General features: G+C 72.2%; 24 protein-coding genes and 1 pseudogene. 1 reads left to right on the top strand and 24 read right to left on the bottom strand.

All coding sequences use genetic code 11. The features are described 5' to 3' along the window. Window positions 1–12: 12 nt before the first annotated feature. From J1792_RS12225 to pyrR, 14 genes and pseudogenes are all read right to left on the bottom strand, one after another. Window positions 13–2,156 (bottom strand): annotated as a pseudogene (locus J1792_RS12225) (primosomal protein N'). A gap of 99 nt (window positions 2,157–2,255) precedes the next feature. Further along, window positions 2,256–3,464: a methionine adenosyltransferase gene (metK, locus tag J1792_RS12220; RefSeq protein ID WP_086566685.1), complete on the bottom strand. Its 1,209-nt coding sequence runs from the start codon at window positions 3,462–3,464 to the stop codon at window positions 2,256–2,258. Window positions 3,465–3,651: 187 nt separating this feature from the next. Continuing rightward, window positions 3,652–4,854: a bifunctional phosphopantothenoylcysteine decarboxylase/phosphopantothenate--cysteine ligase CoaBC gene (gene coaBC, locus J1792_RS12215; RefSeq protein WP_207247216.1), complete on the bottom strand. Its 1,203-nt coding sequence runs from the start codon at window positions 4,852–4,854 to the stop codon at window positions 3,652–3,654. A 121-nt stretch (window positions 4,855–4,975) separates the two neighbouring features. Continuing rightward, complete coding sequence (rpoZ, locus tag J1792_RS12210) at window positions 4,976–5,248, bottom strand: DNA-directed RNA polymerase subunit omega (protein ID WP_030360466.1); 273 nt, start codon at window positions 5,246–5,248, stop codon at window positions 4,976–4,978. A gap of 34 nt (window positions 5,249–5,282) precedes the next feature. Then, a complete protein-coding gene (gmk, locus tag J1792_RS12205; protein WP_086566688.1) occupies window positions 5,283–5,873 on the bottom strand; it encodes a guanylate kinase in 591 nt (196 codons plus the stop codon). Between the two features lie 72 nt (window positions 5,874–5,945). Then, window positions 5,946–6,269, bottom strand: a complete 324-nt coding sequence (locus tag J1792_RS12200) for an integration host factor (protein WP_086566690.1) — start codon at window positions 6,267–6,269, stop codon at window positions 5,946–5,948. Between the two features lie 257 nt (window positions 6,270–6,526). Next, window positions 6,527–7,378, bottom strand: coding sequence for an orotidine-5'-phosphate decarboxylase (gene pyrF, locus J1792_RS12195; protein ID WP_086566692.1), 852 nt, complete (start codon window positions 7,376–7,378; stop codon window positions 6,527–6,529). Then, a complete protein-coding gene (locus J1792_RS12190; protein ID WP_086566693.1) occupies window positions 7,375–8,493 on the bottom strand; it encodes a quinone-dependent dihydroorotate dehydrogenase in 1,119 nt (372 codons plus the stop codon). Before J1792_RS12190 ends, pyrF begins: the two co-directional genes overlap by 4 nt. An 82-nt stretch (window positions 8,494–8,575) precedes the next feature. After that, window positions 8,576–11,887, bottom strand: a complete 3,312-nt coding sequence (gene carB / locus J1792_RS12185) for a carbamoyl-phosphate synthase large subunit (RefSeq protein WP_086566695.1) — start codon at window positions 11,885–11,887, stop codon at window positions 8,576–8,578. After that, window positions 11,880–13,022 (bottom strand): glutamine-hydrolyzing carbamoyl-phosphate synthase small subunit, encoded by a 1,143-nt coding sequence (gene carA / locus J1792_RS12180; RefSeq protein WP_086566696.1) that lies wholly within the window; start codon window positions 13,020–13,022, stop codon window positions 11,880–11,882. Before carA ends, carB begins: the two co-directional genes overlap by 8 nt. After that, window positions 13,019–13,594, bottom strand: a complete 576-nt coding sequence (locus J1792_RS12175) for a PH-like domain-containing protein (RefSeq protein WP_086566698.1) — start codon at window positions 13,592–13,594, stop codon at window positions 13,019–13,021. The genes carA and J1792_RS12175 overlap by 4 nt, the downstream gene beginning before the upstream one ends. Continuing rightward, window positions 13,591–14,877: a dihydroorotase gene (locus tag J1792_RS12170; RefSeq protein ID WP_086566700.1), complete on the bottom strand. Its 1,287-nt coding sequence runs from the start codon at window positions 14,875–14,877 to the stop codon at window positions 13,591–13,593. Before J1792_RS12170 ends, J1792_RS12175 begins: the two co-directional genes overlap by 4 nt. Before the next feature lie 2 nt (window positions 14,878–14,879). After that, entirely contained in the window at window positions 14,880–15,866 is a 987-nt protein-coding gene (locus tag J1792_RS12165; RefSeq protein WP_086566702.1) for an aspartate carbamoyltransferase catalytic subunit, read from the bottom strand. A 90-nt stretch (window positions 15,867–15,956) separates the two neighbouring features. Continuing rightward, window positions 15,957–16,526, bottom strand: coding sequence for a bifunctional pyr operon transcriptional regulator/uracil phosphoribosyltransferase PyrR (gene pyrR / locus J1792_RS12160; protein ID WP_086566704.1), 570 nt, complete (start codon window positions 16,524–16,526; stop codon window positions 15,957–15,959). A gap of 236 nt (window positions 16,527–16,762) precedes the next feature. Between pyrR and bldD the strand changes: the two genes are divergently transcribed. Further along, on the top strand, window positions 16,763–17,263 hold the full coding sequence (bldD, locus tag J1792_RS12155) for a transcriptional regulator BldD (protein ID WP_004948690.1): 501 nt from the start codon (window positions 16,763–16,765) through the stop codon (window positions 17,261–17,263). A 111-nt stretch (window positions 17,264–17,374) separates the two neighbouring features. On the opposite strand, the gene nusB is transcribed toward bldD, so the two are convergent. From nusB to mltG, 10 genes are all read right to left on the bottom strand, one after another. Beyond that, the gene (gene nusB, locus J1792_RS12150) at window positions 17,375–17,803 is read right to left on the bottom strand and encodes a transcription antitermination factor NusB (protein ID WP_086566705.1); all 429 of its coding nucleotides are present in this window, start codon (window positions 17,801–17,803) and stop codon (window positions 17,375–17,377) included. Between the two features lie 2 nt (window positions 17,804–17,805). After that, window positions 17,806–18,372 (bottom strand): elongation factor P, encoded by a 567-nt coding sequence (gene efp / locus J1792_RS12145; RefSeq protein ID WP_086566707.1) that lies wholly within the window; start codon window positions 18,370–18,372, stop codon window positions 17,806–17,808. A gap of 50 nt (window positions 18,373–18,422) precedes the next feature. After that, the gene (locus J1792_RS12140; RefSeq protein WP_086566708.1) at window positions 18,423–19,532 is read right to left on the bottom strand and encodes an aminopeptidase P family protein; all 1,110 of its coding nucleotides are present in this window, start codon (window positions 19,530–19,532) and stop codon (window positions 18,423–18,425) included. Between the two features lie 66 nt (window positions 19,533–19,598). Continuing rightward, window positions 19,599–20,354, bottom strand: coding sequence for an AAA family ATPase (locus J1792_RS12135; protein ID WP_372446100.1), 756 nt, complete (start codon window positions 20,352–20,354; stop codon window positions 19,599–19,601). Window positions 20,355–20,395: 41 nt separating this feature from the next. Next, a complete protein-coding gene (aroQ, locus tag J1792_RS12130; RefSeq protein WP_242646067.1) occupies window positions 20,396–20,872 on the bottom strand; it encodes a type II 3-dehydroquinate dehydratase in 477 nt (158 codons plus the stop codon). A gap of 5 nt (window positions 20,873–20,877) precedes the next feature. Further along, a complete protein-coding gene (aroB, locus tag J1792_RS12125; RefSeq protein WP_086566713.1) occupies window positions 20,878–21,969 on the bottom strand; it encodes a 3-dehydroquinate synthase in 1,092 nt (363 codons plus the stop codon). Between the two features lie 7 nt (window positions 21,970–21,976). Next, window positions 21,977–22,522, bottom strand: a complete 546-nt coding sequence (locus tag J1792_RS12120) for a shikimate kinase (protein WP_086566715.1) — start codon at window positions 22,520–22,522, stop codon at window positions 21,977–21,979. Further along, entirely contained in the window at window positions 22,519–23,703 is a 1,185-nt protein-coding gene (aroC, locus tag J1792_RS12115) for a chorismate synthase (RefSeq protein WP_086566716.1), read from the bottom strand. The genes J1792_RS12120 and aroC overlap by 4 nt, the downstream gene beginning before the upstream one ends. 119 nt (window positions 23,704–23,822) lie before the next feature. Then, window positions 23,823–24,656 carry a shikimate dehydrogenase gene (locus J1792_RS12110; RefSeq protein ID WP_086566718.1) on the bottom strand — a complete coding sequence of 278 codons (834 nt, stop codon included), beginning with the start codon at window positions 24,654–24,656 and terminating at the stop codon, window positions 23,823–23,825. Continuing rightward, window positions 24,653–26,458, bottom strand: coding sequence for an endolytic transglycosylase MltG (gene mltG, locus J1792_RS12105; protein ID WP_207247214.1), 1,806 nt, complete (start codon window positions 26,456–26,458; stop codon window positions 24,653–24,655). Before mltG ends, J1792_RS12110 begins: the two co-directional genes overlap by 4 nt. Window positions 26,459–26,573 lie beyond the last annotated feature (115 nt).

Here is a 26,573-nt window from a genome sequence, read left to right as displayed (position 1 = left end):
GACGGGATCGCGTCACCCGATGTCCGGCGGATCCACCCGCAGCCGCACCGGCTCGCCGTCGCGGCGAGCCAGCCGTATCGCCTGGGCGGCCTTGAGCGCGGTGGCGAGCGCCGCGCCCTGGCCCGGGCGCACCCGGATCAGCGCGCGCTCCCACCGCTCCCCGGTGGAGGATCCCCCGCCCGCCGCGGCCGGCCCGGCAGGGGCTCCGGCAGAGGCACGGGGCCGAGCACCTCGGCCCCGTCCGGCAGGTCCGCCATCCCGATCAGCTCCGCGACGGCGGCCGGCGGCCCGGAGACGGCCGCCATCCGGGACACCGGCGGGAAGCCCAGCTCGGCCCGGTCGGCCAGCTCGCGCACCGCGTGCCCGGCGGGATCCCAGCGGACCAGTGCCTGGACGGGGCGCAGCGTCGGATCGGCCACGACGACCACCGTGCCGCCCGCCTCCGCGCCGCGCACCAGCGCCGCCGCGCCCAGCCAGCGGCGCAGCGCCTCCTCTCCCGACCGCAGGTCCGGGCGGCCCAGCAGGGCCCAGCCGTCCAGCAGCAGGGCGGCCGCGTAGCCGCCCTCGGCGACGGGCTCGGCGCCGGGCGTGGAGACGACCAGCGCGGGCCGGTCGGGAACGGTGTCCAGGACGTGGTCGCGCCCCGAGGTCCGTACCGGCACGGCCGGGAACGCCCGCCCCAGCTCCTCGGCCGTCCGCCGGGCCCCCACCACCTGCGCGCGCAGCCGGAAGCCTCCGCACTCGCCGCAGTGCCAGTCACGGGCCTCCTCGCCGCACCAGCCGCAGTGCAGCGCCCCGCCCTCGCCCCGCGCCTCCAGCGGCCCCGCGCAGCGCACACAGCGGGCCGGCTCCCGGCACCGCTCGCAGGCCAGGCGGGGTACGTACCCCCGGCGCGGGACCTGCACCAGCACCGGCCCGTGCTTGAGGCCCTCGCGGGCGGCCTCCCAGGCGACCGTGGGCAGCCGGGCGGCCCGCGCGGCCGCGTCCCGCGCCTCGTCGGCCTCCCCCACCGTGCGCACGCGGGGCGCGAGCGCCCGCAGCCGCTCCCGGTCGGCGGCCAGCGGCAGGGCCCAGCCCGTGTCGACCAGCTGGGCCGCCTCCACGGTGCAGCCGAAGCCGCCCAGCAGGAACGCCGCCTTCTCGTGCGCGGCGCGCGACAGCAGCACCTCGCGGGCGTGCGGCTGGGGAGCGTGCGGCTCGCTGTGGCTGGAGTCGCCGTCGTCCCAGATGGCGGCGAGCCCCAGGTCCCGCACGGGCGCGAACATCGCGGCCCGGGTGCCGACCACCGCCCGCACGGCGCCCCGGCTGACCGCCAGCCAGCGGCGGTACCGCTCCTCGGGACCCGTGTCGGCGGTCAGCAGCACATGCCGCCCCTCGCCGAGCCGCGCGGTGAGCGCCGCGTCGACACGGGCGGCGGTCCGGCCGTCCGGCACGACGACGAGCGCGCCGCGCCCCGAGGCCAGCGCGGCCGCGGCGGCCCGGGCCAGCTCGGCCGCCCAGTGCGGCCCGGGGAGCGCGGTCCACACCGCCCGCGGGCAGTCGCCCCGGGCGACGGCGTCCAGATAGGCGGGCCCGGCCGGATACCGCGCCCAGCTGCCCGCCTCCGGCACGGCGGGCGGCGGCAGCGGCTCGGGCGAGGGCTCGGCCTCGATCCGGGCGTGCCGGGGCGGCACCGCCAGCTGCAGCACGTCCGCGAGCGAGCCGGCGTAGCGGTCGGCGACGGACCGGCACAGCCCCAGCAGCGCCGGGCCGAGCACGGGCTCGGGCGAGAGCACCTGGGCGATGGCGGCCAGCGGCCCCTGGTAGTCGGACTCGGCGACCCGCTCCACGATGAACCCGTCGAGCAGCCCGCCCCCCTCGCGCCGCCCTCCACGCACATTGCGCGCGCCCGCACCGAACCGCACCCGCACCCGCGTCCCCGGCCGGGCGTCGGCGTCCAGTTCGGCGGGCACGGCGTAGTCCCACAGCCGGTCCAGGTGCACCGGCCCCTTGTCCACCAGCACCCGCGCCACCGGCAGCTCCGCCGCCAGCGCCGCCCCCCGCCACGTCCGCGGCTTGGCCCGCGGCACCTTGGCCTTGCGCACGCTCTCCCGGATGAGCGCGAGCTGCTCCACCTCGGGAGCCTCCCGCTCGGACCGCCCGTTCTTGCTGCTCACGGCTCCAGTCCTACCAGAGGGCACTGACAACCAGCACGGACGACGAAAGGCGCCCCCGCTCGGAAACGGGGGCGCCTTCGCAAGCCGGAACGGCCGGGCCTACAGGCCCGCGGCCTTCTTCAGGGCCTCGACGCGGTCGGTGCGCTCCCAGGTGAAGTCGGGGAGCTCACGGCCGAAGTGGCCGTAGGCCGCGGTCTGGGCGTAGATCGGGCGGAGCAGGTCGAGGTCGCGGATGATCGCGGCCGGGCGGAGGTCGAAGACCTCGGCGATGGCGTTCTCGATCTTCTCGGTGTCGACCGTGTTGGTGCCGAAGGTCTCGACGAACAGACCCACCGGCTCGGCCTTGCCGATCGCGTAGGCGACCTGGACCTCGCAGCGGGCGGCCAGGCCCGCGGCGACGACGTTCTTGGCGACCCAGCGCATGGCGTAGGCGGCCGAGCGGTCGACCTTGGACGGGTCCTTGCCGGAGAAGGCGCCGCCGCCGTGGCGGGCCATGCCGCCGTAGGTGTCGATGATGATCTTGCGGCCGGTGAGGCCGGCGTCGCCCATCGGGCCGCCGATCTCGAAGCGGCCGGTGGGGTTCACCAGGAGGCGGTAGCCGTCGGTGTCGAGCTTGATGCCGTCCTCGAGGAGCTCCTTGAGGACGTGCTCGACGACGAACTCGCGGATGTCGGGTGCCAGCAGCGAGTCCAGGTCGATGTCCGAGGCGTGCTGGGAGGAGACCACGACGGTGTCCAGGCGCACGGCCTTGTTGCCGTCGTACTCGATGGTGACCTGGGTCTTGCCGTCGGGGCGCAGGTAGGGGATGGTCCCGTTCTTGCGGACCTCCGACAGGCGGCGCGAGAGCCGGTGCGCCAGCTCGATCGGCAGCGGCATCAGGTTGGGGGTCTCGTCGCAGGCGTAGCCGAACATCAGGCCCTGGTCGCCGGCGCCCTGCTTGTCGAGCTCGTCCTCGTCGCCCTCGACGCGCGACTCGTACGCCGCGTCGACACCCTGCGCGATGTCCGCGGACTGGGCGCCGATGGAGACCGAGACGCCACAGGAGGCGCCGTCGAAGCCCTTCTTCGACGAGTCGTAGCCGATCTCGAGGATCTTGTTGCGCACGAGGGAGGCGATCGGCGCGTACGCCTTGGTGGTCACCTCGCCGGCCACGTGCACCAGGCCGGTGGTGATCAGGGTCTCGACGGCGACGCGGGACGTCGGGTCCTCCTTGAGGAGGGCGTCGAGAATGGAGTCGCTGATCTGGTCAGCGATCTTGTCGGGGTGCCCCTCGGTCACGGACTCCGAGGTGAAAAGGCGACGGGACACAATGCTCCCTGGGGTTGCAGCGGCTGCTGGCTGATCATTTGACGGATCCTGCCGAGAGCTGCGCTCGACCCGGATCCGGAGCCAGTTTATCCGGCGTTCTGTGGCTTCGGACATCCCGCCCCACATGACATGGGGCACGTCCTGTGACTCCCGTCACGAGAACGCGACAGGTCACCCCCTGCGCGGGTCAGGTCAGGCACGGGGAGACCAGGTCCCAGACCGTGTCCGCGAGGGCCTCCTTGGGGCCGTGCGGGACCGGGGTCTCGGTGCCGTCGGGGGCCAGCACGACCGCCTCGTTCTCCTCGGAACCGAAGGTCCTGCGCTCCCCCACCTCGTTGACGACGAGCAGGTCACAGCCCTTGCGGGCGAGCTTGGCGCGGCCGTTGGCGAGGACGTCGTCGGTCTCCGCGGCGAAGCCCACGACGATCTGGCCGGGGCGCGCGCGGTCCGCGGAGAGCTCCGCGAGGACGTCCGGGTTGCGCACGAGCGCGACCGGCTCGGGCTCCTGGCCGTCCCGTTTCTTGATCTTGCCCTCGGCGTACCGGGCGGGCCGGAAGTCGGCCACGGCGGCGGCCATCACCACGGCGTCCGCGTCGGCCGCCGCCTTGAGCACGGCCTCCCGCAGTTGAACGGCGGTGCCCACGTGCACCACGTCCACGCCGGCGGGGTCGGGCAGCTCGCTGTTGGCTGCGACGAGCGTCACCCTGGCCCCACGGGCCACGGCGGTACGGGCCAGGGCGTACCCCTGCTTGCCCGAGGAGCGGTTGCCCAGGTACCGGACGGGGTCCAGGGGCTCGCGCGTGCCGCCGGCGCTGACGACCACGTGCCGGCCCGCGAGGTCGGGCGCCTGGGCGCCCCGGGCCAGCACCCGGCGGCAGACCTCGAAGATCTCGCCCGGCTCGGGGAAGCGCCCCTTGCCGGTGTCGACGCCGGTCAGCCGGCCGACGGCGGGCTCGAGGACGACCGCGCCGCGGCGGCGCAGCGTCGCCACGTTCTCCTGGGTGGCCGCGTTCTCCCACATCTCGGTGTGCATGGCGGGCGCGAAGACCACGGGGCAGCGGGCGGTCAGGAGGGTGTTCGTCAGCAGGTCGTCGGCCAGGCCGTGGGCGGCCTTGGCCAGCATGTCGGCGGTGGCGGGGGCCACCACGACCAGGTCGGCCTGCTGGCCGATCCGCACGTGCGGCACCTCGTGGACGGTCTCCCACACCTGGGTGACGGCGGGGTGGCCGGAGAGCGCGGACCAGGTCGCCTCGCCGACGAAGTGCAGGGCCGACTCGGTCGGTACGACCCGTACGTCGTGCCCCGACTCGGTGAGCCTGCGCAGCAGCTCGCACGCCTTGTAGGCGGCGATCCCGCCGCTGACCCCCAGGACGATCTTGGGCTTGTCCATCGCTCTCGCTTCTCCCCACGATCCCGGTACACACGCACGTGTGTACGGGTCTATGACACACCAAAGGCCCGGCAGGGGCGCTGCCGGGCCCGTGGTGGCGAAATGCCGAAAAAATCTGCGCTTACTGCGCCGGGGCCTCGACGGCCTCGGAGGTCAGCAGGCCCGCGTTGATCTCGCGGAGCGCGATGGAGAGCGGCTTCTCGTGGACGTGGGTGTCCACCAGCGGGCCGACGTACTCCAGCAGGCCCTCGCCGAGCTGCGAGTAGTACGCGTTGATCTGACGCGCGCGCTTGGCGGCGTAGATGACCAGGCTGTACTTCGAGTCGGTCGCCTCGAGCAGCTCATCAATCGGCGGGTTGATGATGCCCTCGGGCGCGGTGATGGAAGAGGACACTCTCTGCCTTCCGAAGGGGGGTGAAGAAAGATGTTCAGCTCAGCAAGGCTAGCAGCTCGCGCGCGACGTCCTCGACCGAGGTGTTGACCAGCGTGGTGTCGAACTCCGACTCCGCCGCCAGCTCGATCTTGGCGACCTTCAGCCGGCGCTCGATGACCTCGGGCGACTCGGTCCCCCGGCCGGTGAGCCGGCGGACCAGCTCGTCCCAGCTCGGCGGCGCGAGGAAGACCAGCTGGGCCTCCGGCATGGTCTCGCGGACCTGCCGGGCGCCCTGGAGGTCGATCTCCAGCAGGACCGGCTCGCCCGCCTCGAGGCGGTCGAGCACGGCCTTGCGCGGAGTGCCGTAGCGGTTGCCCGCGAACTCGGCCCACTCCAGCAGTTCGCCATTGGCGACCAGCTTGTCGAATTCCTCGTCCTCGACGAAGAAGTACTGGACCCCCTCCCGCTCACCGGGACGCGGCTTACGGGTGGTGGCGGAGACCGAGAGCCATACCTCGGGGTGGGCCTTGCGCATGTGGGCGACGACCGTGCTCTTACCGACCCCGGAGGGGCCGGAGAGCACGGTCAGCCGCGGTTGTCCGGCCGGAGGGACGGGGGACGTCCCCCGGGAGACTGCAGTACTCATGCAGCGATTATCCCGGTTCCCGGGAGTGCCTGGGAACGCCGGGCCGCCGCCGGGTGGCCCGCGGGCCACCCGTCAGGCGGCCTTGCCGCCGAACTCGCGCTCCAGGGAAGCGATCTGGTTCGAGCCGAGGCCGCGCACCCGGCGGCTCTCGGAGATCCCGAGCCGTTCCATGATCTGCTTGGCGCGGACCTTGCCCACGCCCGGCAGGCTCTCCAGGAGGGCGCTGACCTTCATCTTGCCGATGACGTCGTCCTTCTGGCCCTGCTCGATGACCTCGTGCAGGGAGGCGCCGGAGTGCTTGAGTCGATTCTTGACCTCGGCGCGGGCCCGGCGAGCCGCGGCGGCCTTTTCGAGCGCGGCTGCGCGCTGTTCAGGGGTAAGGGGCGGAAGAGCCACGCCTACGTCACCTCGGATGTCGAACTGTCGGATACGGACCGGTGAGGAACCTAGTCGGCCCACACCTGCGGAGCAACGAGCAACGCGCTTGCACGTTCGCTCTCGTCGGAGACTAGCGGCCGATCCCGCTCCAGTCAGCGAGAACAAGCGAAAAGTCCTGGTCAGCCTCGATCGACCCGGACTTTTCCGGACATAATGACCGACAATTTTCCTTGGTCTTTGGCGTTAACTCGCCGCTCCCTCCGGCCTGGGACGCGCTACCCGGCCACCGCTTCGCGCACCTCGGCGGCGAAACGCGCCGCGCTCTCGCGCAGAGCGGCCGTATCCGGCCCGTGCCGGAGCACTCCACGGCTCACATTCGGGACAACGTCCCGCACGGCCGCGCCGAAGACCCTGGGCAGGTCGGCGGCGGTGGCGCCCTGCGCCCCGATGCCGGGGGCGAGCAGCGGGCCGTTGATGGCCAGATCGGCACCCGCGGCGCTCAGGGAGTCACTCAGCGTGGCCCCGACGACGGCGCCGTACGAGCCCATGGGCGCGGCGTCCGCGTTCTCGGCCCGCAGGTGGTCCAGCATCGTGGCCGCGACGCTCGAGCCGTCCGCCCGCACCGCGTGCTGCACCTCGGCGCCCTCCGGGTTGGAGGTGAGGGCGAGGACGAAGACGCCGGTGCCGCTCTCGCGCGCCAGGTCCAGCGCCGGGCGCAGGGAGCCGTAGCCCAGGTACGGGCTGACGGTGACCGCGTCGGAGAACAGCGGGGAGGCGGGGTCGAGGTAGGTCGCGGCGTACGCGGCCATGGTCGAGCCGATGTCGCCGCGCTTGGCGTCCATCAGCACGAGCGCGCCGGCGGCACGGGAGTCGGCCACGGCCCGCTCCAGGACGGCGACGCCGCGCGAGCCGAAGCGCTCGAAGAAGGCCGACTGCGGCTTGAGGACGGCCACCCGGTCGGCCAGGGCCTCCACGACCGTGTACGTGAAGCGCTCCAGGCCCGCGATGTCGTCGGACAGGCCCCAGTCGGCGAGCAGGGAGGCGTGCGGGTCGATGCCGACGCACAGCGGACCGCGCTCGTCCATGGCGCGGCGCAGCCGGGCGCCGAAGGGCTCGGGGGAGGTCATGCGGCTGCCTTCTTCCGGGTCTCGGCGCCGACGGCCTCGGCGAGGGTGGCGTAGGGGCTGGCGGCCAGGCGCTCGGCCAGGCCCTTGTGGATCTTCCGGCACCAGAACGGGCCCTCGTAGATGAAGGCGCTGTAGCCCTGGACCAGCGTGGCGCCCGCCAGGATGCGCTCCCAGGCGTCGTCGGCGGTCTCGATGCCCCCGACACCCACCAGGGTGATCCGGTCGCCCACACGGGCGTACAGGCGGCTCAGGACCTGCAGCGAGCGCTCCTTGAGGGGGGCGCCGGACAGCCCGCCGGCCCCGATCGCCTCGACGGTGCCCTTCGGCGTCCTCAGGCCCAGGCCGTCGCGGGCGATCGTGGTGTTGGTGGCGATGATGCCGTCCAGGCCCAGCTCGACGGCGAGGTCGGCGACGGCGTCGACGTCCTCGTCGGCCAGGTCCGGGGCGATCTTGACCAGCAGCGGCACCCGGCGCGAGGTGACGGTGCGGTCGGCGGCCTCGCGGACGGCGGCGAGCAGCGGGCGCAGCGCCTCGGTGGCCTGCAGGTTCCGCAGGCCGGGCGTGTTGGGCGAGGAGACGTTGACGACGAGGTAGTCGGCGTGGGCGGCCAGACGCTCGGTGGAGGTGACGTAGTCGGCGACGGCCTCCTCCTCCGGAACGACCTTGGTCTTGCCGATGTTGACGCCGACCGTCGTCCTGAAGATCGCCTCGCGGGCCGCCAGGCGCTCCGCGACGGCCGCGGAGCCGTCGTTGTTGAAGCCCATGCGGTTGATGAGCGCGCGGTCCGCGACGAGGCGGAAGAGGCGCTTCTTGGGGTTGCCGGGCTGCGGCTGGGCGGTGACGGTGCCGATCTCGATGTGGTCGAAGCCGAGCATGCTCATGCCGTCGATGGCGGCGGCGTTCTTGTCGAAGCCGGCGGCGAGGCCGAACGGGCCGTGCATGCGCAGGCCCAGGGCCTCGGTGCGCAGCGCCTTGTGGCGGGGGGCGAGGACCGCGGCGACGAGCGTGCGCAGGACGGGTACGCGGGCGGCGGCGCGGATCCAGGCGAAGGCCAGGTGGTGGGCCTTCTCGGGGTCCATGCGCTTGAAGATCAGGTCGAAGAAGAGGCGGTACATGGCGGGCCTTCCGGGGCGGGAGGGGCGGACGGGGCGCATGCCGAGGGGGACACCTTCCGGTGTCCCCCTCGATGCGGGAGCCTTACGCCTCGCGGGCGTCGGTCAGCTGCCGCGCGTGCTCCTGCAGGGAGCGGACGCCGACCTCGCCCCGGCTCAGCGCCTCGATGCCCTGGACGGCGGCGGCCAGCGCCTGGACCGTGGTCAGGCAGGGGACCGCCCGGGCGACGGCGGCGGTGCGGATCTCGTAGCCGTCGAGGCGGCCGCCGGTGCCGTAGGGGGTGTTGACGATCAGGTCGACCTGGCCGTCGTGGATGAGCTGGACGATGGTCTTCTCGCCGTTCGGCCCCTCGCCCTCGCTCTGCTTGCGCACGACGGTGGCGTTGATGCCGTTGCGCCGCAGGACCTCGGCGGTGCCGGAGGTGGCGAGCAGCTCGAAGCCGTGGGCGACCAGCTCACGGGCCGGGAAGATCATCGATCGCTTGTCCCGGTTGGCGACGGAGACGAACGCGCGGCCCTTGGTGGGCAGCGCGCCGTACGCGCCGGCCTGCGACTTGGCGTAGGCCGTGCCGAAGACCTTGTCGATGCCCATGACCTCGCCGGTGGAGCGCATCTCCGGGCCGAGGACGGTGTCCACGCCGCGGCCGGAGGCGTCGCGGAAGCGCGACCACGGCATCACGGCCTCCTTGACGGAGATCGGCGCGTCCAGCGGCAGGCTGCCGCCGTCGCCGGTCCTGGGCAGCATGCCCTCCTCGCGCAGCTCGGCGATGGTGGCGCCCAGGGAGATGCGGGCGGCGGCCTTCGCCAGCGGCACGGCGGTCGCCTTCGAGGTGAAGGGGACCGTGCGGGAGGCGCGCGGGTTGGCCTCGAGCACGTAGAGGATGTCGCCGGCCATCGCGAACTGGATGTTGATCAGGCCGCGCACGCCGACGCCCTTGGCGATGGCCTCGGTGGAGGACCGCAGCCGCTTGATGTCGAAGCCGCCGAGGGTGATCGGGGGCAGCGCGCAGGCGGAGTCGCCGGAGTGGATGCCGGCCTCCTCGATGTGCTCCATGACGCCGCCGAGGTAGAGCTCGTGGCCGTCGTAGAGCGCGTCGACGTCGATCTCGATGGCGTCGTCGAGGAAGCGGTCGATGAGCACCGGGTGCTCGGAGATCAGGCCCGCGTGGCGCTCGAGGTAGCCGGCCAGCGAGGGCTCGTCGTAGACGATCTCCATGCCGCGGCCGCCGAGCACGTAGGACGGGCGGACCATGACCGGGTAGCCGATGCCGGCGGCGATGCCCTTGGCCTCGTCGAAGGAGTAGGCCGTGCCGTACTTGGGCGCGGGCAGGCCCGCCTCGGTGAGCACGCGGCCGAAGGCGCCGCGCTCCTCGGCGAGGTCGATGGACTCGGGCGAGGTGCCGACGATCGGCACGCCGTTGTCCTTGAGCGCCTGGGCCAGGCCCAGCGGCGTCTGGCCGCCGAGCTGGACGATGACGCCCGCGACGGGGCCGGCCTGCCGCTCGGCGTGGACGATCTCCAGGACGTCCTCCAGGGTGAGCGGCTCGAAGTAGAGCCGGTCGGAGGTGTCGTAGTCGGTGGAGACGGTCTCGGGGTTGCAGTTGACCATCACGGTCTCGTAGCCGGCGTCGCTGAGCGCGAACGAGGCGTGGACGCAGGAGTAGTCGAACTCGATGCCCTGGCCGATGCGGTTCGGGCCCGAGCCCAGGATGATCACGGCGGGCTTCTCGCGCGGCGCGACCTCGGTCTCCTCGTCGTAGGAGGAGTAGAAGTACGGCGTGTTCGCGGCGAACTCGGCGGCGCAGGTGTCGACCGTCTTGTAGACCGGGCGGACGCCGAGGGCCTGACGCACCTCGCGGACGACGTCCTCGCGCAGGCCGCGGATCGCGCCGATCTGGGCGTCGGAGAAGCCGTGGCGCTTGGCCTCGGCCAGGAGCTCGGGCTGCAGCTTCTCGGCGGCGGCCAGCTCGTCGGCGATCTCCTTGATCAGGAAGAGCTGGTCGACGAACCACGGGTCGATCTTCGTCGCGTCGAAGACCTCCTCCGCGGTGGCGCCGGCGCGGATGGCGGCCATGACGGTGTTGATCCGGCCGTCGGTGGGACGGACCGCCTTCTCCAGCAGCTCGGCCTTGTCGCCGGGCTCGGAGACGAAGTCGAACTGCGAGCCCTTCTTCTCCAGCGAGCGCAGCGCCTTCTGCAGGGCCTCGGTGAAGTTACGGCCGATGGCCATGGCCTCGCCGACCGACTTCATGGTCGTGGTGAGGGTGGCGTCGGCGGCCGGGAACTTCTCGAACGCGAAGCGGGGCGCCTTGACCACGACGTAGTCGAGCGTGGGCTCGAAGGACGCCGGGGTCTTCTCGGTGATGTCGTTGGGGATCTCGTCCAGCGTGTAGCCGACGGCCAGGCGGGCGGCGATCTTGGCGATCGGGAAGCCGGTGGCCTTGGAGGCGAGCGCCGAGGAGCGCGAGACGCGCGGGTTCATCTCGATGACGATGACCCGGCCGTCCTCGGGGTTGACCGCGAACTGGATGTTGCAGCCGCCGGTGTCGACGCCGACCTCGCGGATGATCGCGATGCCGACGTCCCGCAGGATCTGGTACTCGCGGTCGGTCAGCGTCATCGCCGGGGCGACGGTGATGGAGTCGCCGGTGTGCACGCCCATCGGGTCGAAGTTCTCGATGGAGCAGACGACCACGACGTTGTCGTGCTTGTCGCGCATCAGCTCCAGCTCGTACTCCTTCCAGCCGAGGATGGACTCCTCCAGGAGCACCTCGGTGGTCGGGGAGAGCGTGAGGCCCTGGCCGGCGATGCGGCGCAGCTCCTCCTCGTCGTGCGCGAAGCCGGAGCCGGCGCCGCCCATGGTGAAGGAGGGGCGGACGACGACGGGGTAGCCGCCGAGCTCGTCGACGCCCGCGATGACCTCGTCCATGGTGTGGCAGATGACCGAGCGGGCGGACTCGCCGTGGCCGATCTTGGCGTGCACCGCCTCGACGACGCCCTTGAACAGGTCGCGGTCCTCGCCCTTGTGGATGGCCTCGACGTTGGCGCCGATCAGCTCGACGCCGTACTTCTCCAGGACGCCGTTCTCGTGCATCGAGATCGCGGTGTTGAGCGCGGTCTGGCCGCCGAGGGTGGGCAGGAGCGCGTCGGGGCGCTCCTTGGCGATGATCTTCTCCACGAACTCCGGGGTGATCGGCTCGACGTACGTGGCGTCGGCGATCTCCGGGTCGGTCATGATCGTGGCCGGGTTGGAGTTGACCAGGATGACCCGCAGGCCCTCGGCCTTCAGCACCCGGCAGGCCTGGGTGCCGGAGTAGTCGAACTCCGCGGCCTGGCCGATGACGATCGGGCCGGAGCCGATGACCAGAACGGACTGGATGTCGGTGCGCTTAGGCACGCTGGCCCTCCATCAGGGAGACGAAGCGGTCGAACAGGTACGCGGCGTCGTGCGGTCCTGCGGCTGCCTCGGGGTGGTACTGGACGCTGAATGCCGGCTGGTCGAGGAGCTGGAGGCCTTCGACCACGTTGTCGTTGAGACAGACGTGGGAGACCTCGACCCGTCCGTAGGGCGTGTCGGTCGCGGCGTCGAGCGGGGCGTCGACGGCGAAGCCGTGGTTGTGGGCGGTGACCTCGACCTTGCCGGTCGTACGGTCCTGCACGGGCTGGTTGATGCCCCGGTGGCCGTACTTCAGCTTGTAGGTGCCGAAGCCGAGGGCGCGGCCGAGGATCTGGTTGCCGAAGCAGATGCCGAACAGCGGGGTCTTCCGGGAGAGGACCTCGCGCATCACGGAGACCGGGTGGTCGGCGGTGGCGGGGTCGCCGGGGCCGTTGGAGAAGAACACGCCGTCGGGGTTCACGGCGTAGACGTCCTCGGCGGTGGCGGTCGCGGGCAGGACGTGCACCTCGATGCCGCGCTCGGCCATGCGGTGCGGGGTCATGCCCTTGATGCCCAGGTCGACCGCGGCGACGGTGAAGCGCTTCTCACCGATGGCGGGGACGACGTAGGTCTCCTTGGTGGCGACCTCGGCGGAGAGGTCGGCGCCCTTCATCTCGGGGGCCTGGCGGACCCTGGCGAGCATGATGCCCTCGTCGGGCAGCGCCTGGCCGGAGAAGATGCCGACGCGCATCGCGCCGCGCTCGCGCAGGTGGCGGGTGAGCGCGCGGGTGTCGACGCCGCTGATGCCGACGACGCCCTGCTTGGCCAGCTCCTCGTCCAGGGAGCGGCGCGAGCGCCAGTTGGACGGGACGCGGGCGGGGTCGCGGACGACGTAGCCGGCGACCCAGATGCGGGCGGACTCGGGGTCCTCGTCGTTGACGCCGGTGTTGCCGACGTGCGGGGCCGTCATGACGACGACCTGGCGGTGGTACGAGGGGTCGGTCAGGGTCTCCTGATAGCCGGTCATGCCGGTGGAGAACACGGCCTCGCCGAAGGTCTCCCCGACGGCCCCGTAGGCGCGTCCGCGGAACGTACGTCCGTCCTCCAGGACAAGTACGGCGGGGAGCTTGCCGGTCCCCCTGGTGGAGGTCGTCATCGTGCGCCTTCCATGTCGGTGCTGTGCTGGTTGTGCAGGGTGGTCAGGGCCTCGGCCCAGTCCGTGTGCTCGGCCGCCCGGTCGAAGCGGAAGCCGGAGTCGATCGTGGTGTCGCCGTGCTGCCAGGTGATCACGAGCAGGCCGCCCTCGGCGAGGACCTTGCCCGCGATGCCCTTGTCGAGCCGGGCGCCGCGCAGCGCGGCGGCCGGGATGAAGAAGTCCTGGGCGCCGGGCCGCGTGACGGCCACGCCCTGCTCCGTCAGGGTGAGCCCGGCCTTGCTACGGGTGCCCAGGCCGTGCGCGACGATGCGGTCGAGCCACTGTCCGGCGGTGGTGGAGCCGTGGTAGCGGCCGGTCGTCACGAGGGTGGGCTCGCCCGCCTCGGCGGGGGCCGCGGGCAGCTCGGGCAGGCCGCCCTGGAGCGTGCCGCGCCACTTCCATCCCTCGCGCATCAGCCAGTAGACCAGCGCGATGAAGAGCAGCAGCCCGACCACCCAGCCGATGCGCGCGGCCCAGTCGGTGACGTCGGCAGACTTCTGCTCGGCCGCCAGATTGATGAGTGCAGATGTCACGCGAGATTCCCGTCCACGACCGTCGCCCGGCCCCGCAGGAAGGTGTGGGTGACGCGACCCGGCAGCTCACGACCCTCGTAGGGGGTGTTACGGCTGCGGGAGGCGAAGCCCGCGGGGTCCACGACACCACGGTAAGCGGAATCGACGAGGGTGAGGTTGGCGGGCTCCCCGGCGGCGATGGGGCGGCCGTGACCGGAGAGGCTTCCGATGCGAGCGGGCTTGAACGACATGCGCTCGGCGACGCCGGCCCAGTCCAGCAGCCCGGTCTCGACCATCGTGTGCTGGACGACCGCCAGCGCGGTCTCCAGGCCCACCATGCCCATGGCGGCCGCGGCCCACTCGCAGTCCTTGTCCTCGTGCGGGTGCGGGGCGTGGTCGGTGGCCACGATGTCGATCGTGCCGTCGGCCAGGGCCTCGCGCAGCGCCATCACGTCGCGCTCGGTGCGCAGCGGCGGGTTCACCTTGTAGACGGGGTTGTACGAGCGGACGAGCTCGTCGGTCAGCAGCAGGTGGTGCGGGGTGACCTCGGCGGTGACGTCGATGCCGCGCGACTTGGCCCAGCGGACGATCTCCACCGAGCCGGCCGTGGACAGGTGGCAGATGTGCACCCGGGAGCCGACGTGCTCGGCGAGCAGGACGTCGCGGGCGATCACCGACTCCTCGGCGACGGCCGGCCAGCCGCCCAGGCCCAGCTCGGCGGAGACGACGCCCTCGTTCATCTGGGCGCCCTCGGTGAGCCGGGGCTCCTGGGCGTGCTGGGCGACGACGCCACCGAAGGCCTTCACGTACTCCAGCGCACGGCGCATGATCACGGCGTCGTCGACGCACTTGCCGTCGTCGGAGAAGACGGTGACCCCGGCGGCGGACTCGTGCATGGCGCCGAGCTCGGCGAGCTTCTTGCCCTCCAGGCCGACCGTGACGGCGCCGATGGGCTGCACGTCGCAGTAGCCGGACTCCTTGCCCAGGCGCCAGACCTGCTCGACGACGCCGGCGGTGTCGGCGACGGGGAAGGTGTTGGCCATGGCGAAGACGGCGGTGTAGCCGCCGCTCGCGGCCGCCCGGGTGCCGGTCAGGACGGTCTCGGAGTCCTCGCGGCCGGGCTCGCGCAGGTGGGTGTGGAGGTCGACCAGGCCGGGCAGCAGGATCTTGCCCTCGGCCTCGACGACGGTGGCGCCCTCGGCGCTCAGGCCGGTGCCGACCTCGGCGATGGTCTCGCCGTCGATCAGGACGTCCTGCGGCTCGCCGCCGAGGACCTTCGCACCACGGATCAGGATCTTCGTCATGGTTACTTGTTCTCCTCGGTGCGGGCGGTGTTCGTGGTGACGGCCGGCTCGGAGCCGCCGAGCAGCAGGTAGAGGACGGCCATGCGGATCGAGACGCCGTTGGCGACCTGCTCGACGGCCGTGCAGCGCGGGGAGTCGGCGACCTCCGCGGTGATCTCCATGCCGCGGTTCATCGGGCCGGGGTGCATGACGACGGAGTGCTCCGGCATCTTCGCCATGCGGTCGCCGTCCAGGCCGTAGCGGCGCGCGTACTCACGCTCGGTCGGGAAGAACGCGGCGTTCATCCGCTCGCGCTGCACCCGCAGCATCATCACGGCGTCGGACTTCGGCAGCACCGCGTCCAGGTCGTAGGAGACCTCGCACGGCCAGCTCTCGACGCCCACCGGCACCAGCGTGGGCGGCGCGACCAGCGTGACCTCGGCGCCCAGGGTGTGCAGCAGGAGCACGTTGGAGCGGGCGACGCGGCTGTGCAGCACGTCGCCGACGATCGTGATGCGGCGCCCGGCCAGGTCCTTGCCCAGGCCCGCGTCCCGGCCGACCAGGCGGCGGCGCATGGTGAAGGCGTCCAGCAGGGCCTGGGTGGGGTGCTCGTGGGTGCCGTCGCCGGCGTTGACGACGGCGCCGTCGATCCAGCCGGAGTTCGCCAGCCGGTAGGGGGCGCCGGAGGCGTGGTGGCGGATGACGACCGCGTCCGCGCCCATGGCCTCAAGGGTCAGGGCGGTGTCCTTGAGCGACTCGCCCTTGGAGACCGAGGAGCCCTTGGCGGAGAAGTTGATGACGTCGGCGGACAGCCGCTTGGCGGCGGCCTCGAAGGAGATACGGGTCCGCGTCGAGTCCTCGAAGAAGAGGTTGACGACGGTGCGGCCGCGCAGGGTCGGCAGCTTCTTGATGGGCCGGTCGGCGACCCGGGCCATTTCCTCGGCGGTGTCGAGGATCAGGACGGCGTCGTCGCGGGTGAGGTCGGCGGCCGAGATGAGATGGCGCTGCATCCGGTTGCTCCGTGGTTGAGGAGGTATGCGGGGGGTACGGACGGGCATGCCGCGGCACGGCCCCGGGATCACCGGGTCCGTGACGGGGGACTACTGCCCGTCGGCCGGGGCGGTCGGGCCCATGCCGAGGAGCACGCTGTCGCGCCCGTCCTCCTCGGTGAGCTGGACCTTGACCGTCTCCCGCAACGACGTGGGGAGGTTCTTGCCGACGTAGTCGGCACGGATGGGAAGTTCGCGGTGGCCGCGGTCGACGAGGACCGCGAGCTGGACGGCGCGCGGACGACCGATGTCGTTCAGGGCGTCGAGCGCGGCGCGGATGGTGCGGCCGGAGAAGAGCACGTCGTCGACGAGGACCACGAGACGGCCGTCGAGCCCCTCGCCGGGGATCTCGGTGCGCGCGAGGGCACGGGCCGGGCGCAGCCGCAGGTCGTCGCGGTACATGGTGATGTCGAGGGAGCCGACGGGCATCTTGCCGCCGGTGATCTCCTCGAGCTTGGCCGCCAGCCGCCGGGCGAGGAAGACGCCACGCGTGGGAATGCCGAGGAGTACGACGTCGTCGGCGCCCTTGGCGCGCTCGACGATCTCATGAGCGATCCGGGTCAGGACCCGGGCGATGTCCGGTGCTTCCAGCACGGGACGCGCAGCAGGAATTGCGTCCATACGAAACGGACCTCCTTCTCCGCCTCACGGGACGGACTTTAAAGGACGTCGGATTTACATGTTTCACCGTACCAGCACCGCCGGGCGCCTCTTGCCATCACCCCCTGACGGCCCAGAGCGGGCGGCATTCGGCTTGACGAACCGAGATTACGCTGCGTAACCTCACAGTGAGTTACCAGACACGCGGCAGTCGCAGAAGACGCCGTCGCACGTCGATACAGCGTCCGGGGAGCTTTATGTCCAGCGAATACGCCAAACAGCTCGGGGCCAAGCTCCGCGCCATCCGCACCCAGCAGGGCCTCTCCCTCCATGGTGTCGAGGAGAAGTCCCAGGGGCGCTGGAAGGCCGTCGTGGTGGGTTCGTACGAGCGCGGCGACCGTGCCGTGACCGTGCAGCGCCTGGCCGAGCTGGCCGACTTCTACGGTGTGCCCGTGCAGGAGCTGCTGCCCGGCACCACGCCCGGCGGCGCCGCCGAGCCCCCGCCGAAGCTGGTCCTGGACCTGGAGCGGCTCGCCCACGTCCCGGCCGAGAAGGCGGGCCCGCTTCAGCGCTATGCCGCGACCATCCAGAGCCAGCGCGGCGACTACAACGGCAAGGTCCTCTCGATCCGTCAGGACGACCTGCGCACCCTCGCCGTGATCTACGACCAGTCGCCCTCGGTGCTCACCGAGCAGCTGATCAGCTGGGGCGTCCTGGACGCCGACGCGCGTCGTGCCGTGCAGCACGAGGACGCGTAGCGGTCACCAGGGCCGCCAGGCCTTACTTTTGCCGATAACAAACCGCCGTGGGGCGGGAAACCCGGCCGGGTTTCCCGCCCCACGGCGGTTGTGCGTTACGGCGTCTGTGCCTTATGAGCGCCGAATGCTCGGCTTGAGCTCCTTGAAACGGCCCAGAAGGCCGTTGACAAAGGCGGGCGAGTCGTCGGTGGAGAACTCCTTGGCGAGTTGCACCGCCTCGTCGATCGCCACCGCGTCCGGGGTCTCGTCCTCCCAGATCAGCTCGTACGCGCCGAGCCGGACGATGTTCCGGTCCGCGACGGGCATCCGGTCCAGGTCCCAGTCGACCGCGTAGGTGGCGATCAGTTCGTCGATCCGCGCGACGTGCTGCGCGTAGCCCTCGACGAGCTGCATCGTGTACGGATTGACCGACGGCTGACGGTCGTCGGACCGGGCATGCCGGATCCAGTCCGCGAGGACGTTCTGCGCGGAGGCACCGCGCTGGTCGGCCTCGAAGAGGATCTGGAAGGCGCGCTTACGTGCCTTGCTGCGGGCGGACACGGTTAGCTGTTCACCCGGCCGAGGTAATCGCCGGTGCGCGTGTCGACCTTGATCTTCTCACCCGTGGTGATGAAGAGCGGGACCTGGATCTCGTAGCCGGTCTCGAGCTTCGCGGGCTTGGTGCCGCCGGTGGAGCGGTCGCCCTGGACACCCGGGTCGGTGTGCTCGATGACCAGCTCGACCGCGGCCGGGAGCTCGACGTAGAGGACGGAGCCCTCGTGCTGCGCGACGGTGGCCTCGAAGCCCTCGAGCAGGAAGTTGGCGGCGTCGCCGACGGCCTTGCGGTCGACCATCAGCTGGTCGTACGTGCCCATGTCCATGAAGACGAAGTACTCGCCGTCCATGTACGAGAACTGCATCGTCCGCTTGTCGACGGTGGCCGTCTCGACCTTCACGCCGGCGTTGAAGGTCTTGTCGACCACCTTGCCGGAGAGCACGTTCTTCAGCTTCGTACGGACGAAGGCGGGGCCCTTGCCGGGCTTGACGTGCTGGAACTCGACGACGGACCAGAGCTGGCCGCCTTCGAGCTTGAGCACCATGCCGTTCTTGAGGTCGTTCGTGGATGCCACGGTTGCGGTATCTCCTGGGCTGGTGGAACCAGAAAGTGCGATGCGCCCCGCTAGAGCGCGAGCAGCTCTTTGGTCGTAATGGTGAGTAGCTCGGGTCCGCCGTCCGCCTCGGGGCGAACGACGAGCGTGTCATCGATCCGGACGCCGCCCCGTCCCGGGAGGTGGACTCCCGGATCTACGGTGACCGGCACGCAAGCGTCCAGTTTACCCATTGCCGACGGTGCCAGCCGAGGGTCCTCGTCGTTTTCGAGCCCCACGCCGTGGCCGATGCGGGGTCCGACCCGCTCACCGTGGCCCGCGGCCTCCAGCACGACCCGTGCCGCACGGTCCACGTCACGGTACGCCGCGCCGGGCGCCAGGGCCTCCCGGCCCGCCCGCTGGGCTGCGAACACCTGCTCGTACAGCTCGATCTGCCAGTCCGCCGGGGAGGATCCGATCACAAACGTACGAGCGATTTCGCTCCGGTATCCACGATAGTCCGCACCCAGGCAGACGCTGAGGAAGTCGCCCTCCTCCACCCGGCGGTCGGTCGGCACATGACCGGCGCGCCCCGAGTTCGGCCCGGCCCCCACCGAGGTGGGGAACGCCGCCGCGTCCGCCCCGTGATCGATCAGCCGGCGCTCGAGCTCCAGCGCCAGATGCCGCTCGGTGCGCCCGACGAGTATCGACTCCAGCAGCTCCCCCAGCGCCTGGTCGGTGATCTCGGCGGCGATCCGCAGGTGCGAGATCTCCTCGTCGTCCTTGACGATCCGCTGCTGCTCCACGGCCGTTCCCAGGTCCTCCAGGCGCGCACGGGGCGCCACCGAACGCACCGCCCGGTGCCGGGCCACGGTCAGGTGGTGCTCCTCCAGGGCCAGCGAGCCCGCCCCGGCCTCGACGGCACGCTCCGCGGCCGCCACGGCCGGATCCCCCTCCGGGCTCGGCAGCACCAGGACGCCCAGGTCGTCGGCGGGCCGGCCGGCGCCGGTGACGTCCGCGAAGGGGTCGATGCCGCACACCAGCACGTCGGGGCCCGGCCCCAGGAGGAGCACGGCGCCGGCCGGGGCTCCGCCCGCCAGATAGCGCACGTTGGCCTCGCCGGAGACCAGGGCGGCCTCACTGCCGGCCGCCTCGCACCGCTCGCGCAGCCTGGAGCGCCGTGCCGCGTACACCTCGGACATGCCTCCGAGCGTACGTTCGGCGGAGCTTTCCGGCCTTCCGGAGGACTCCGACCGGGGCCCCGCGCGCTACCAGGAGGTGAGGGCGCGGGCGACGACCTCGTCCAGGAGCCGGGCCGTGGTGGCGACGTCCTGGTGGGTGTTGTCGATGATGGGCAGCCCCGAGCCGTACCAGCCGGCCATCCGGCCGTGGATCCGGGCGACCTCCTCGTCGCTGAGCCGGCGGTTCCCGCTGCGTTCGGCGTTGCGTTCGAGGACCACCTCCAGGCCCGGCAGCAGCACGACGGGCAGCAGGCCGGGGCCCACGTGCCGCTTCCAGCCGCCCAGGCCCACCACGGGCCGGTCGGGGAAGACGGCGTCGTCGAGGATGCAGGAGATGCCGTTGGCGAGGAAGTTACGGGCGGCGAAGCCACAGGTGCGCCGGGCGAGGCGGTACTGCGCCTCGGAGTGGTCGTTCCAGCCGGACTGCGGGTCCGCGAAGCCGGAGCGCACCCATTCGCGCACGTCGTCCAGGCTGATGTGGGCCGTGGGCACCCGGCGGGTGTCCGCCCAGTGCCGGGCCACGGTGGTCTTGCCGGCGCCGGCGGGGCCGATGAGGAGCACCGCGACGGCGGCGGTGGAGGCGTCGGCCGCCACGGGGGCCGGGGAAGGTGTCCGGCGGCCTCGTTCCCCGGCGGGGAACGGCCGGCATCGGGGGTGGGCCGGTGGCAGCGGCGGTCCCACGGGGTACTGCATCCGGTGGCACTCCGTCTCGTGCGGTCGCGTGGTGAAGGGCGCTGGGCCAGACGGGAGAGTACCCGAGACCGCCCTCCCCGGCCGCCGCATCGCTCAACGGCCGGGGGTGACACGAAGTGCCCGACGGGCCGTCAGCCCGCGAGTTCCTCCGCCAGCGCGCGCAGCGCGAGCCGGTAGGAGCCGATGCCGAAGCCCGCCACGGTGCCGCTGGCGACCGCCGCGATCACGGACGTGTGGCGGAACTCCTCCCGGGCGTACGGGTTGGAGATGTGCACCTCGATCAGCGGCGCGGTGCGCTGCGCCGCCGCGTCCCGCATCGCGTACGAGTAGTGCGTGAAGGCACCGGGGTTGATGACCACGGGCAGCGCGCCGTCGGCGGCCTCGTGCAGCCAGCGCACCAGCTCGCCCTCGTCGTTGGTCTCGCGGACCTCGACGTCGAAGCCGAGCTCGGCGCCCAGCCGGGCGCACTCCTCGACCAGCCCCTTGTAGGACGTCGAGCCGTAGACGTCGGGCTCGCGGGAGCCGAGCCGGCCGAGGTTGGGGCCGTTGAGGACCAGGACCCGCCGGGCCCCGCCGCTCACGCCGCTCTCGCCGCTCATGCCGCTCATGCCGCTCACGCCGCGATCTCGGCGTGCGCGGCCAGCAGCATCGCCGGGTCCGGTCCCTCCAGGACCGTGGGCTTGGCCAGGCCGTCCAGGACGATGAAGCGCAGCCGGTCGCCGCGGGTCTTCTTGTCGACCTTCATGGTCTCCAGCAGCTTCGGCCACTGGTCGCCCCGGTAGGTGACGGGCAGGCCCACCGACTGCAGGACCGCGCGGTGGCGGTCGGCGGTGGCGTCGTCCAGGCGTCCGGCGATCCGGCCGAGCTCGGCCGCGAAGACCATGCCCACGGCCACGGCCGCGCCGTGCCGCCAGTTGTAGCGCTCGTTCTTCTCGATCGCGTGGGCGAGGGTGTGCCCGTAGTTGAGGATCTCGCGCAGGCCGGACTCCTTGAGGTCGGAGGAGACGACCTCCGCCTTGACCCGGATCGAGCGCTCGATCAGCTCGGCGGTGTGCGGGCCGGCGGGCGTACGGGCGGCCTCGGGGTCGGCCTCGATGAGCTCGAGGATGGCCGGGTCGGCGATGAAGCCGGCCTTGATGATCTCGGCGAGTCCGCTGACGTAGTCGTGGACCGGCAGCGAGTCCAGCGCGGCCAGGTCGCACAGCACGCCGGCCGGCGGGTGGAAGGCGCCGACGAGGTTCTTGCCCTCGGCGGTGTTGATGCCGGTCTTGCCGCCGACGGCCGCGTCGACCATGCCCAGCACGGTGGTGGGCACCGCGATCCAGCGCACCCCGCGCAGCCAGGTGGCGGCCACGAAGCCGGCCACGTCGGTGGTGGCCCCGCCGCCCACGCCGACGATCACGTCGGTGCGGGTGAAGCTGGTCTGCCCGAGCGCCTTCCAGCAGTAGGCGGCGACCTCGACGGTCTTGGACTCCTCGGCGTTCGGGAGCTGGATCGCGATGGCCTCGTAGCCCTGGGAGGCCAGGTCCTCGCGGATCGCCTCGCCGGTCTCGGCGAGCGCCTCCGGGTGCAGCACGGCCACGCGCTTGGCCTTGGGGCCGATCAGGCCGGGCAGCTCGCCCAGCAGCTGGCGCCCGACCAGGACCTCGTACGGCGCGGTGCCCGCGCTGCCGGCGACCTGGATACGGGTGGGGGCGTCGGTCATGCGTTCCTCACTGCGTGGTGTCCGGTGTGTGGGCCCGGGGCAGCCGCAGCGCCTCCATCACGGCGTCGGCTACCTGGGACGGGGTGCGGCCGCCGGTGCCGACGACGGCGCGGGCGACCTCGGTGTAGAGCGGGCGGCGCTGCTCCATCAGCTCGCGCCACCGCTTGCGGGGGTTGACGGCGAGCAGCGGGCGCGGGGCGTCCAGGCCGACCCGGCGGACGGCGTCGGCCATCTCGACGTCGAGGAAGACCACGGGCAGGCCCGCGAGCAGGGCCCGGGTGCCGGGGTCCATGACGGCGCCGCCGCCGAGGGCGAGCACACCGGGGTGCTCGGCCACGGCGGCGGCCACGGCCTGCCGCTCCAGCTCGCGGAAGTGCGGCTCGCCCTCGTCGATGAAGATCTCCGGGATGGGCTTGCCGGCCACGCGCTCGATGTCGGCGTCGGTGTCGCGGTAGCCGGTGCCCAGCCGCTCGGCGAGCAGGGCGCCGACGGTGGACTTGCCCGCGCCGGGCGGGCCCACCAGGACGACCGCGGGAGTGCCGGGTGCCGTCACTTGATGGCCAGGTTCTCGAGGTAGCCGCGGACGTTGCGGCGGGTCTCGGCGACGCTGTCGCCGCCGAACTTCTCCACCACGGCGTCGGCGAGCACCAGCGCCACCATGGCCTCCGCGACGATGCCGGCCGCGGGCACGGCGCACACGTCGGAGCGCTGGTGGTGGGCCTGCGCGGCCTCGCCGGTGACGACGTCCACCGTCGCCAGCGCGCGGGGCACGGTCGCGATCGGCTTCATCGCGGCGCGTACGCGCAGCAGCTCACCAGTCGTCAGGCCGCCCTCGGTGCCGCCGGAACGGCCGGAGGTGCGGCGGATGCCGTCCTCGGTGGCCACGATCTCGTCGTGCGCCTGGGAGCCGGGCACCCGGGCGAGCTCGAAGCCGTCGCCGACCTCGACGCCCTTGATGGCCTGAATGCCCATCAGGGCGGCGGCCAGGCGGGCGTCCAGGCGGCGGTCCCAGTGGGTGTGGGAGCCCAGGCCCACCGGCACGCCGTAGGCCAGCACCTCGACGACGCCGCCGAGGGTGTCGCCGTCCTTGTGGGCCTGGTCGATCTCGGCGACCATCGCCTCGCTCGCGGCCTGGTCCAGGCAGCGCACCGGGTCGGCGTCGAGCTTCTCGACGTCGGAGGGCTTGGGGTACACGCCGTACGGGGCCTTGGCGGCGGCCAGCTCCACGACGTGGGAGACGATCTCGATGCCGGCCGTCTCCTTGAGGAAGGAGCGGGCCACGGCGCCGAGGGCGACACGGGCGGCGGTCTCCCGGGCGGAGGCGCGCTCCAGGATCGGACGGGCCTCGTCGAAACCGTACTTCTGCATGCCCGCGAGATCCGCGTGGCCGGGACGGGGGCGGGTCAGCGGGGCGTTGCGGGCCAGCTCGGCCAGCACGGCGGGGTCGACCGGGTCGGCCGACATGACCTTCTCCCACTTGGGCCACTCGGTGTTGCCGACCATGACGGCGACCGGGGAACCGAGGGTGAGGCCGTGCCGGACGCCGCCGAGGAAGGTGACCTCGTCGCGCTCGAACTTCATGCGGGCACCGCGCCCATAGCCGAGGCGCCGCCGGGCCAGGTGGTCCGCCACCATCTCCGTGGTGATCGGCACGCCGGCGGGAAGACCCTCCAGCGTCGCCACGAGTGCGGGGCCGTGCGACTCCCCCGCGGTCAGCCAGCGCAACCTGCTCAACGGTGCTCCTCAGTAGCCAAGGCCTTGCGAAATGCTCGCTCCGATCCTCCCACGCCGCGAGGGCTTCCCCGGCGGCCGGTCCAGGTTGTGGACCGGCCGTCCCGGGTCGTGGGCAGCGGTCAGTGCGTCCGCGCGGCCAGGGCCGCCTCGCCGGCGGCCCGCATCGCGGCCAGCGGGCCGGGGGCGCGCCCGGTCATCTGCTCGACCTGGAGGACCGCCTGGTGGACCAGGAGGTCCAGGCCGCCCAGGACCGTGCCGCCGCGGGCCGCCCAGGCGGCGGCCAGGGGGGTCGGCCACGGGTCGTACAGCACGTCGAACAGCGTGCCGGGGCGGTCCGGGACCGCGCCGGCGAGGGCGTCGGTGGCACCGGCCGGGGTGGTGGCGACGACCAGGGGCGCGGTGAGCGCCTCGGCGGCCCGCGACCAGTCGGCGGTGCGCACGGACACGCCGAGCCGCTCACCCCACTGGCGCATTTCGGCGGCCCGCTCGGGGCTGCGCACATACGCGGTGACCTCGCCGGTGCAGATGCGGGCGAGGGCGGCCAGGGCGGAGGAGGCGGTGGCTCCGGCGCCGAGGACGGCGGCGGACTCCGTCTTCTCCACGCCGCGCTCGCGCAGCGCGGCCGCGATGCCGGGGATGTCGGTGTTGTCGCCGACGCGGCGGCCGTCCTCCGTCAGTACGACGGTGTTGACGGCCTCCACGGACCGGGCGGTGGCGCTGACCTCGTCCAGCAGCGGGATCACCGCGCGCTTGAGCGGCATGGTGAGCGAGAGCCCGGCCCAGGTGTCGTCGAGGCCGGCGAGGAAGGCCGGAAGGGCCGCCTCGCCGACCTCGTGACGCTCGTACGTCCACTCCGCCAGGCCCAGGTCCGCGTAGGCGGCCCGGTGCAGCGCGGGCGAGAGGGAGTGGGCGATCGGCGAGCCGAGCACCGCGGCCCGGTGACGTGCGGTCACTGTCCGGCCTTCTTCTTGTTCTCCTGCTCGTACCGCTGCCGGTTCTTGTTGTGCTCCTCGTTCGTCACGGCGAACAGCGTCTCGTTCTCGTTGATCGAGACGAAGTAGTACCAGGGACCGGCCGCGGGCTCGAGGGCCGACTTCAGGGCCTCCATGCCGGGGTTGCTGATCGGCCCGGGCGGCAGGCCCTTGATGTTGTAGGTGTTGTACGGGTCCTTGAACTTGCGCAGGTCGCTGACCGCACCGGTGTTCAGGGTGCTCTGGCTCTTGGCGTAGTTGACCGTGGAGTCGAAGTCGAGCAGCCCGTAGGTCTCCTTGTTGTCCGGCTTGAGCCGGTTGTAGACCACCCGGGAGATCTTGTCGAAGTCGTGCTTGTACTTGCCCTCGACCTGCACGAGGCTGGCGACCGTGATGACCTGCAGCGGCGACTTCAGGCCCAGCGCCTGCGCCTTGCCGACGACGTCCTGCTCCTCGTAGCTCTTCTTCGCCCGGGCGACCATCTGCCGCAGGATGTCCTCGGGCTTGGTGCCCTTGCCCGCGGTGTACTGCGACGGGAAGAGGAAGCCCTCCAGCGGGTCCTTGACGTTGGGGTCGGCCGTGGCCCATTCGGGCAGCCCGAGGTTCTTGGCCTGGCTCTTGGCGACGCCGCCGGTCGTGCCGGCGCCGAGCCCGAGCTTCTTGTCGATGGCGGCGTACATGTCCTTGGCCCGCATGCCCTCACCGAAGGTGAGGAAGTTGCCGGAGTCCGTCATCAGCGCGACGGCCGCCGCGCCCGACATCTCCTTGCGCAGGGTGTACGTGCCCGGCTGGATGGACTTCTTGGCCGCGGCCGAGGTGAACGCGCCGACGCTCTTGACGACGCCCGCCTTCTGCAGGACCTGGCCCATCTGGGTCAGCGACGAGCCCTTGGGGATCTCGACCTGCACCGAGCCGGAGCCCTCGCCGTCGTAGTCGGGCGCGGAGCCGTAGTGGGTCTGCCAGTAGTCGTAGGCGAGGTAACCGCCGCCGCCCACGCCGCCGACGAGCACCACGGCGACCAGCAGACAGGCGGTGCCGCTACGGCGCTTGGGCCCCTTCTCCTTGCCCTTGCCCTTGCCGCGGCCGCCCCGGCCCCTGCGGGGCTCCTCGCGCGGCTCGGGGTCGTCGTCCTCGTACTCGTCCTCGTCCCGGGCGGGGGCAGGCGGCAGCGGGTCGTCGAAGAGGGAGATCTTCTGCTCGACCACCTCCGCGGACGCCTCGGCCGGCACCTGGGCCTGCTGGATGGGGTGCTGGCCGGTCTGCTGCTGAACGGGGTGCTGGCCCGTCTGCTGCTGGACGGGGTGCTGCCCCGTGTGCTGCTGGACGGGGTGCTGCCCCGTGTGCTGCTGAATCGGGTGCTGCCCCGTGTGCTGCTGAATCGGGTGCTGCCCGGTCTGCTGCTGGACCGGGTGCTGCCCGGTCTGCTGCTGAATCGGGTGCTGCCCCGTGTGCTGATCCCCGGCGTACGGGGCCTGGTGCTGGGGCGGGTAGGCGTTGGTGCCCGTGTCGTACTGGTAGGGATCCGGCTGCCCGCCGCCCCCGTACGTCCCGCCGTGCCCGGCGTACGGGTCGCCGGGGCCCGCGGCGGCGTACGGCCCGGGGCCCCCCGCGTTCTGCGAGGGGTCCCAGCCGTACTGCTGCTGATCGGGATAGGGCTGCTCGTGGGTGGGCTGAGACTGCGGCTGGTGCTGCGCGTACTGCTGCCCGCCGTATCCCTGGTCCCCGTACAGAGGGTCCTCGGGATGCCACGGTTGGGAGCCGGAACCCCGGCCGTACTCAGTCATCTATCCCCTAGAGCCGCACAGCGGCAGCCAGTGCGCCAGGTGAAGCGCGAAAGTCCGACGTCTGGTCCTGCCCGGCAGACATTCGAACAGCTGCCATGTCGCGCGGAACGTTACC

Source organism: Streptomyces triculaminicus (genome assembly GCF_017349075.1).
In the GTDB taxonomy this organism is placed as follows: Bacteria; Actinomycetota; Actinomycetes; order Streptomycetales; family Streptomycetaceae; genus Streptomyces; species Streptomyces triculaminicus.
Note: the sequence above shows the minus strand (reverse complement) of the source record. Positions and strands in the feature narration are given on the sequence as shown.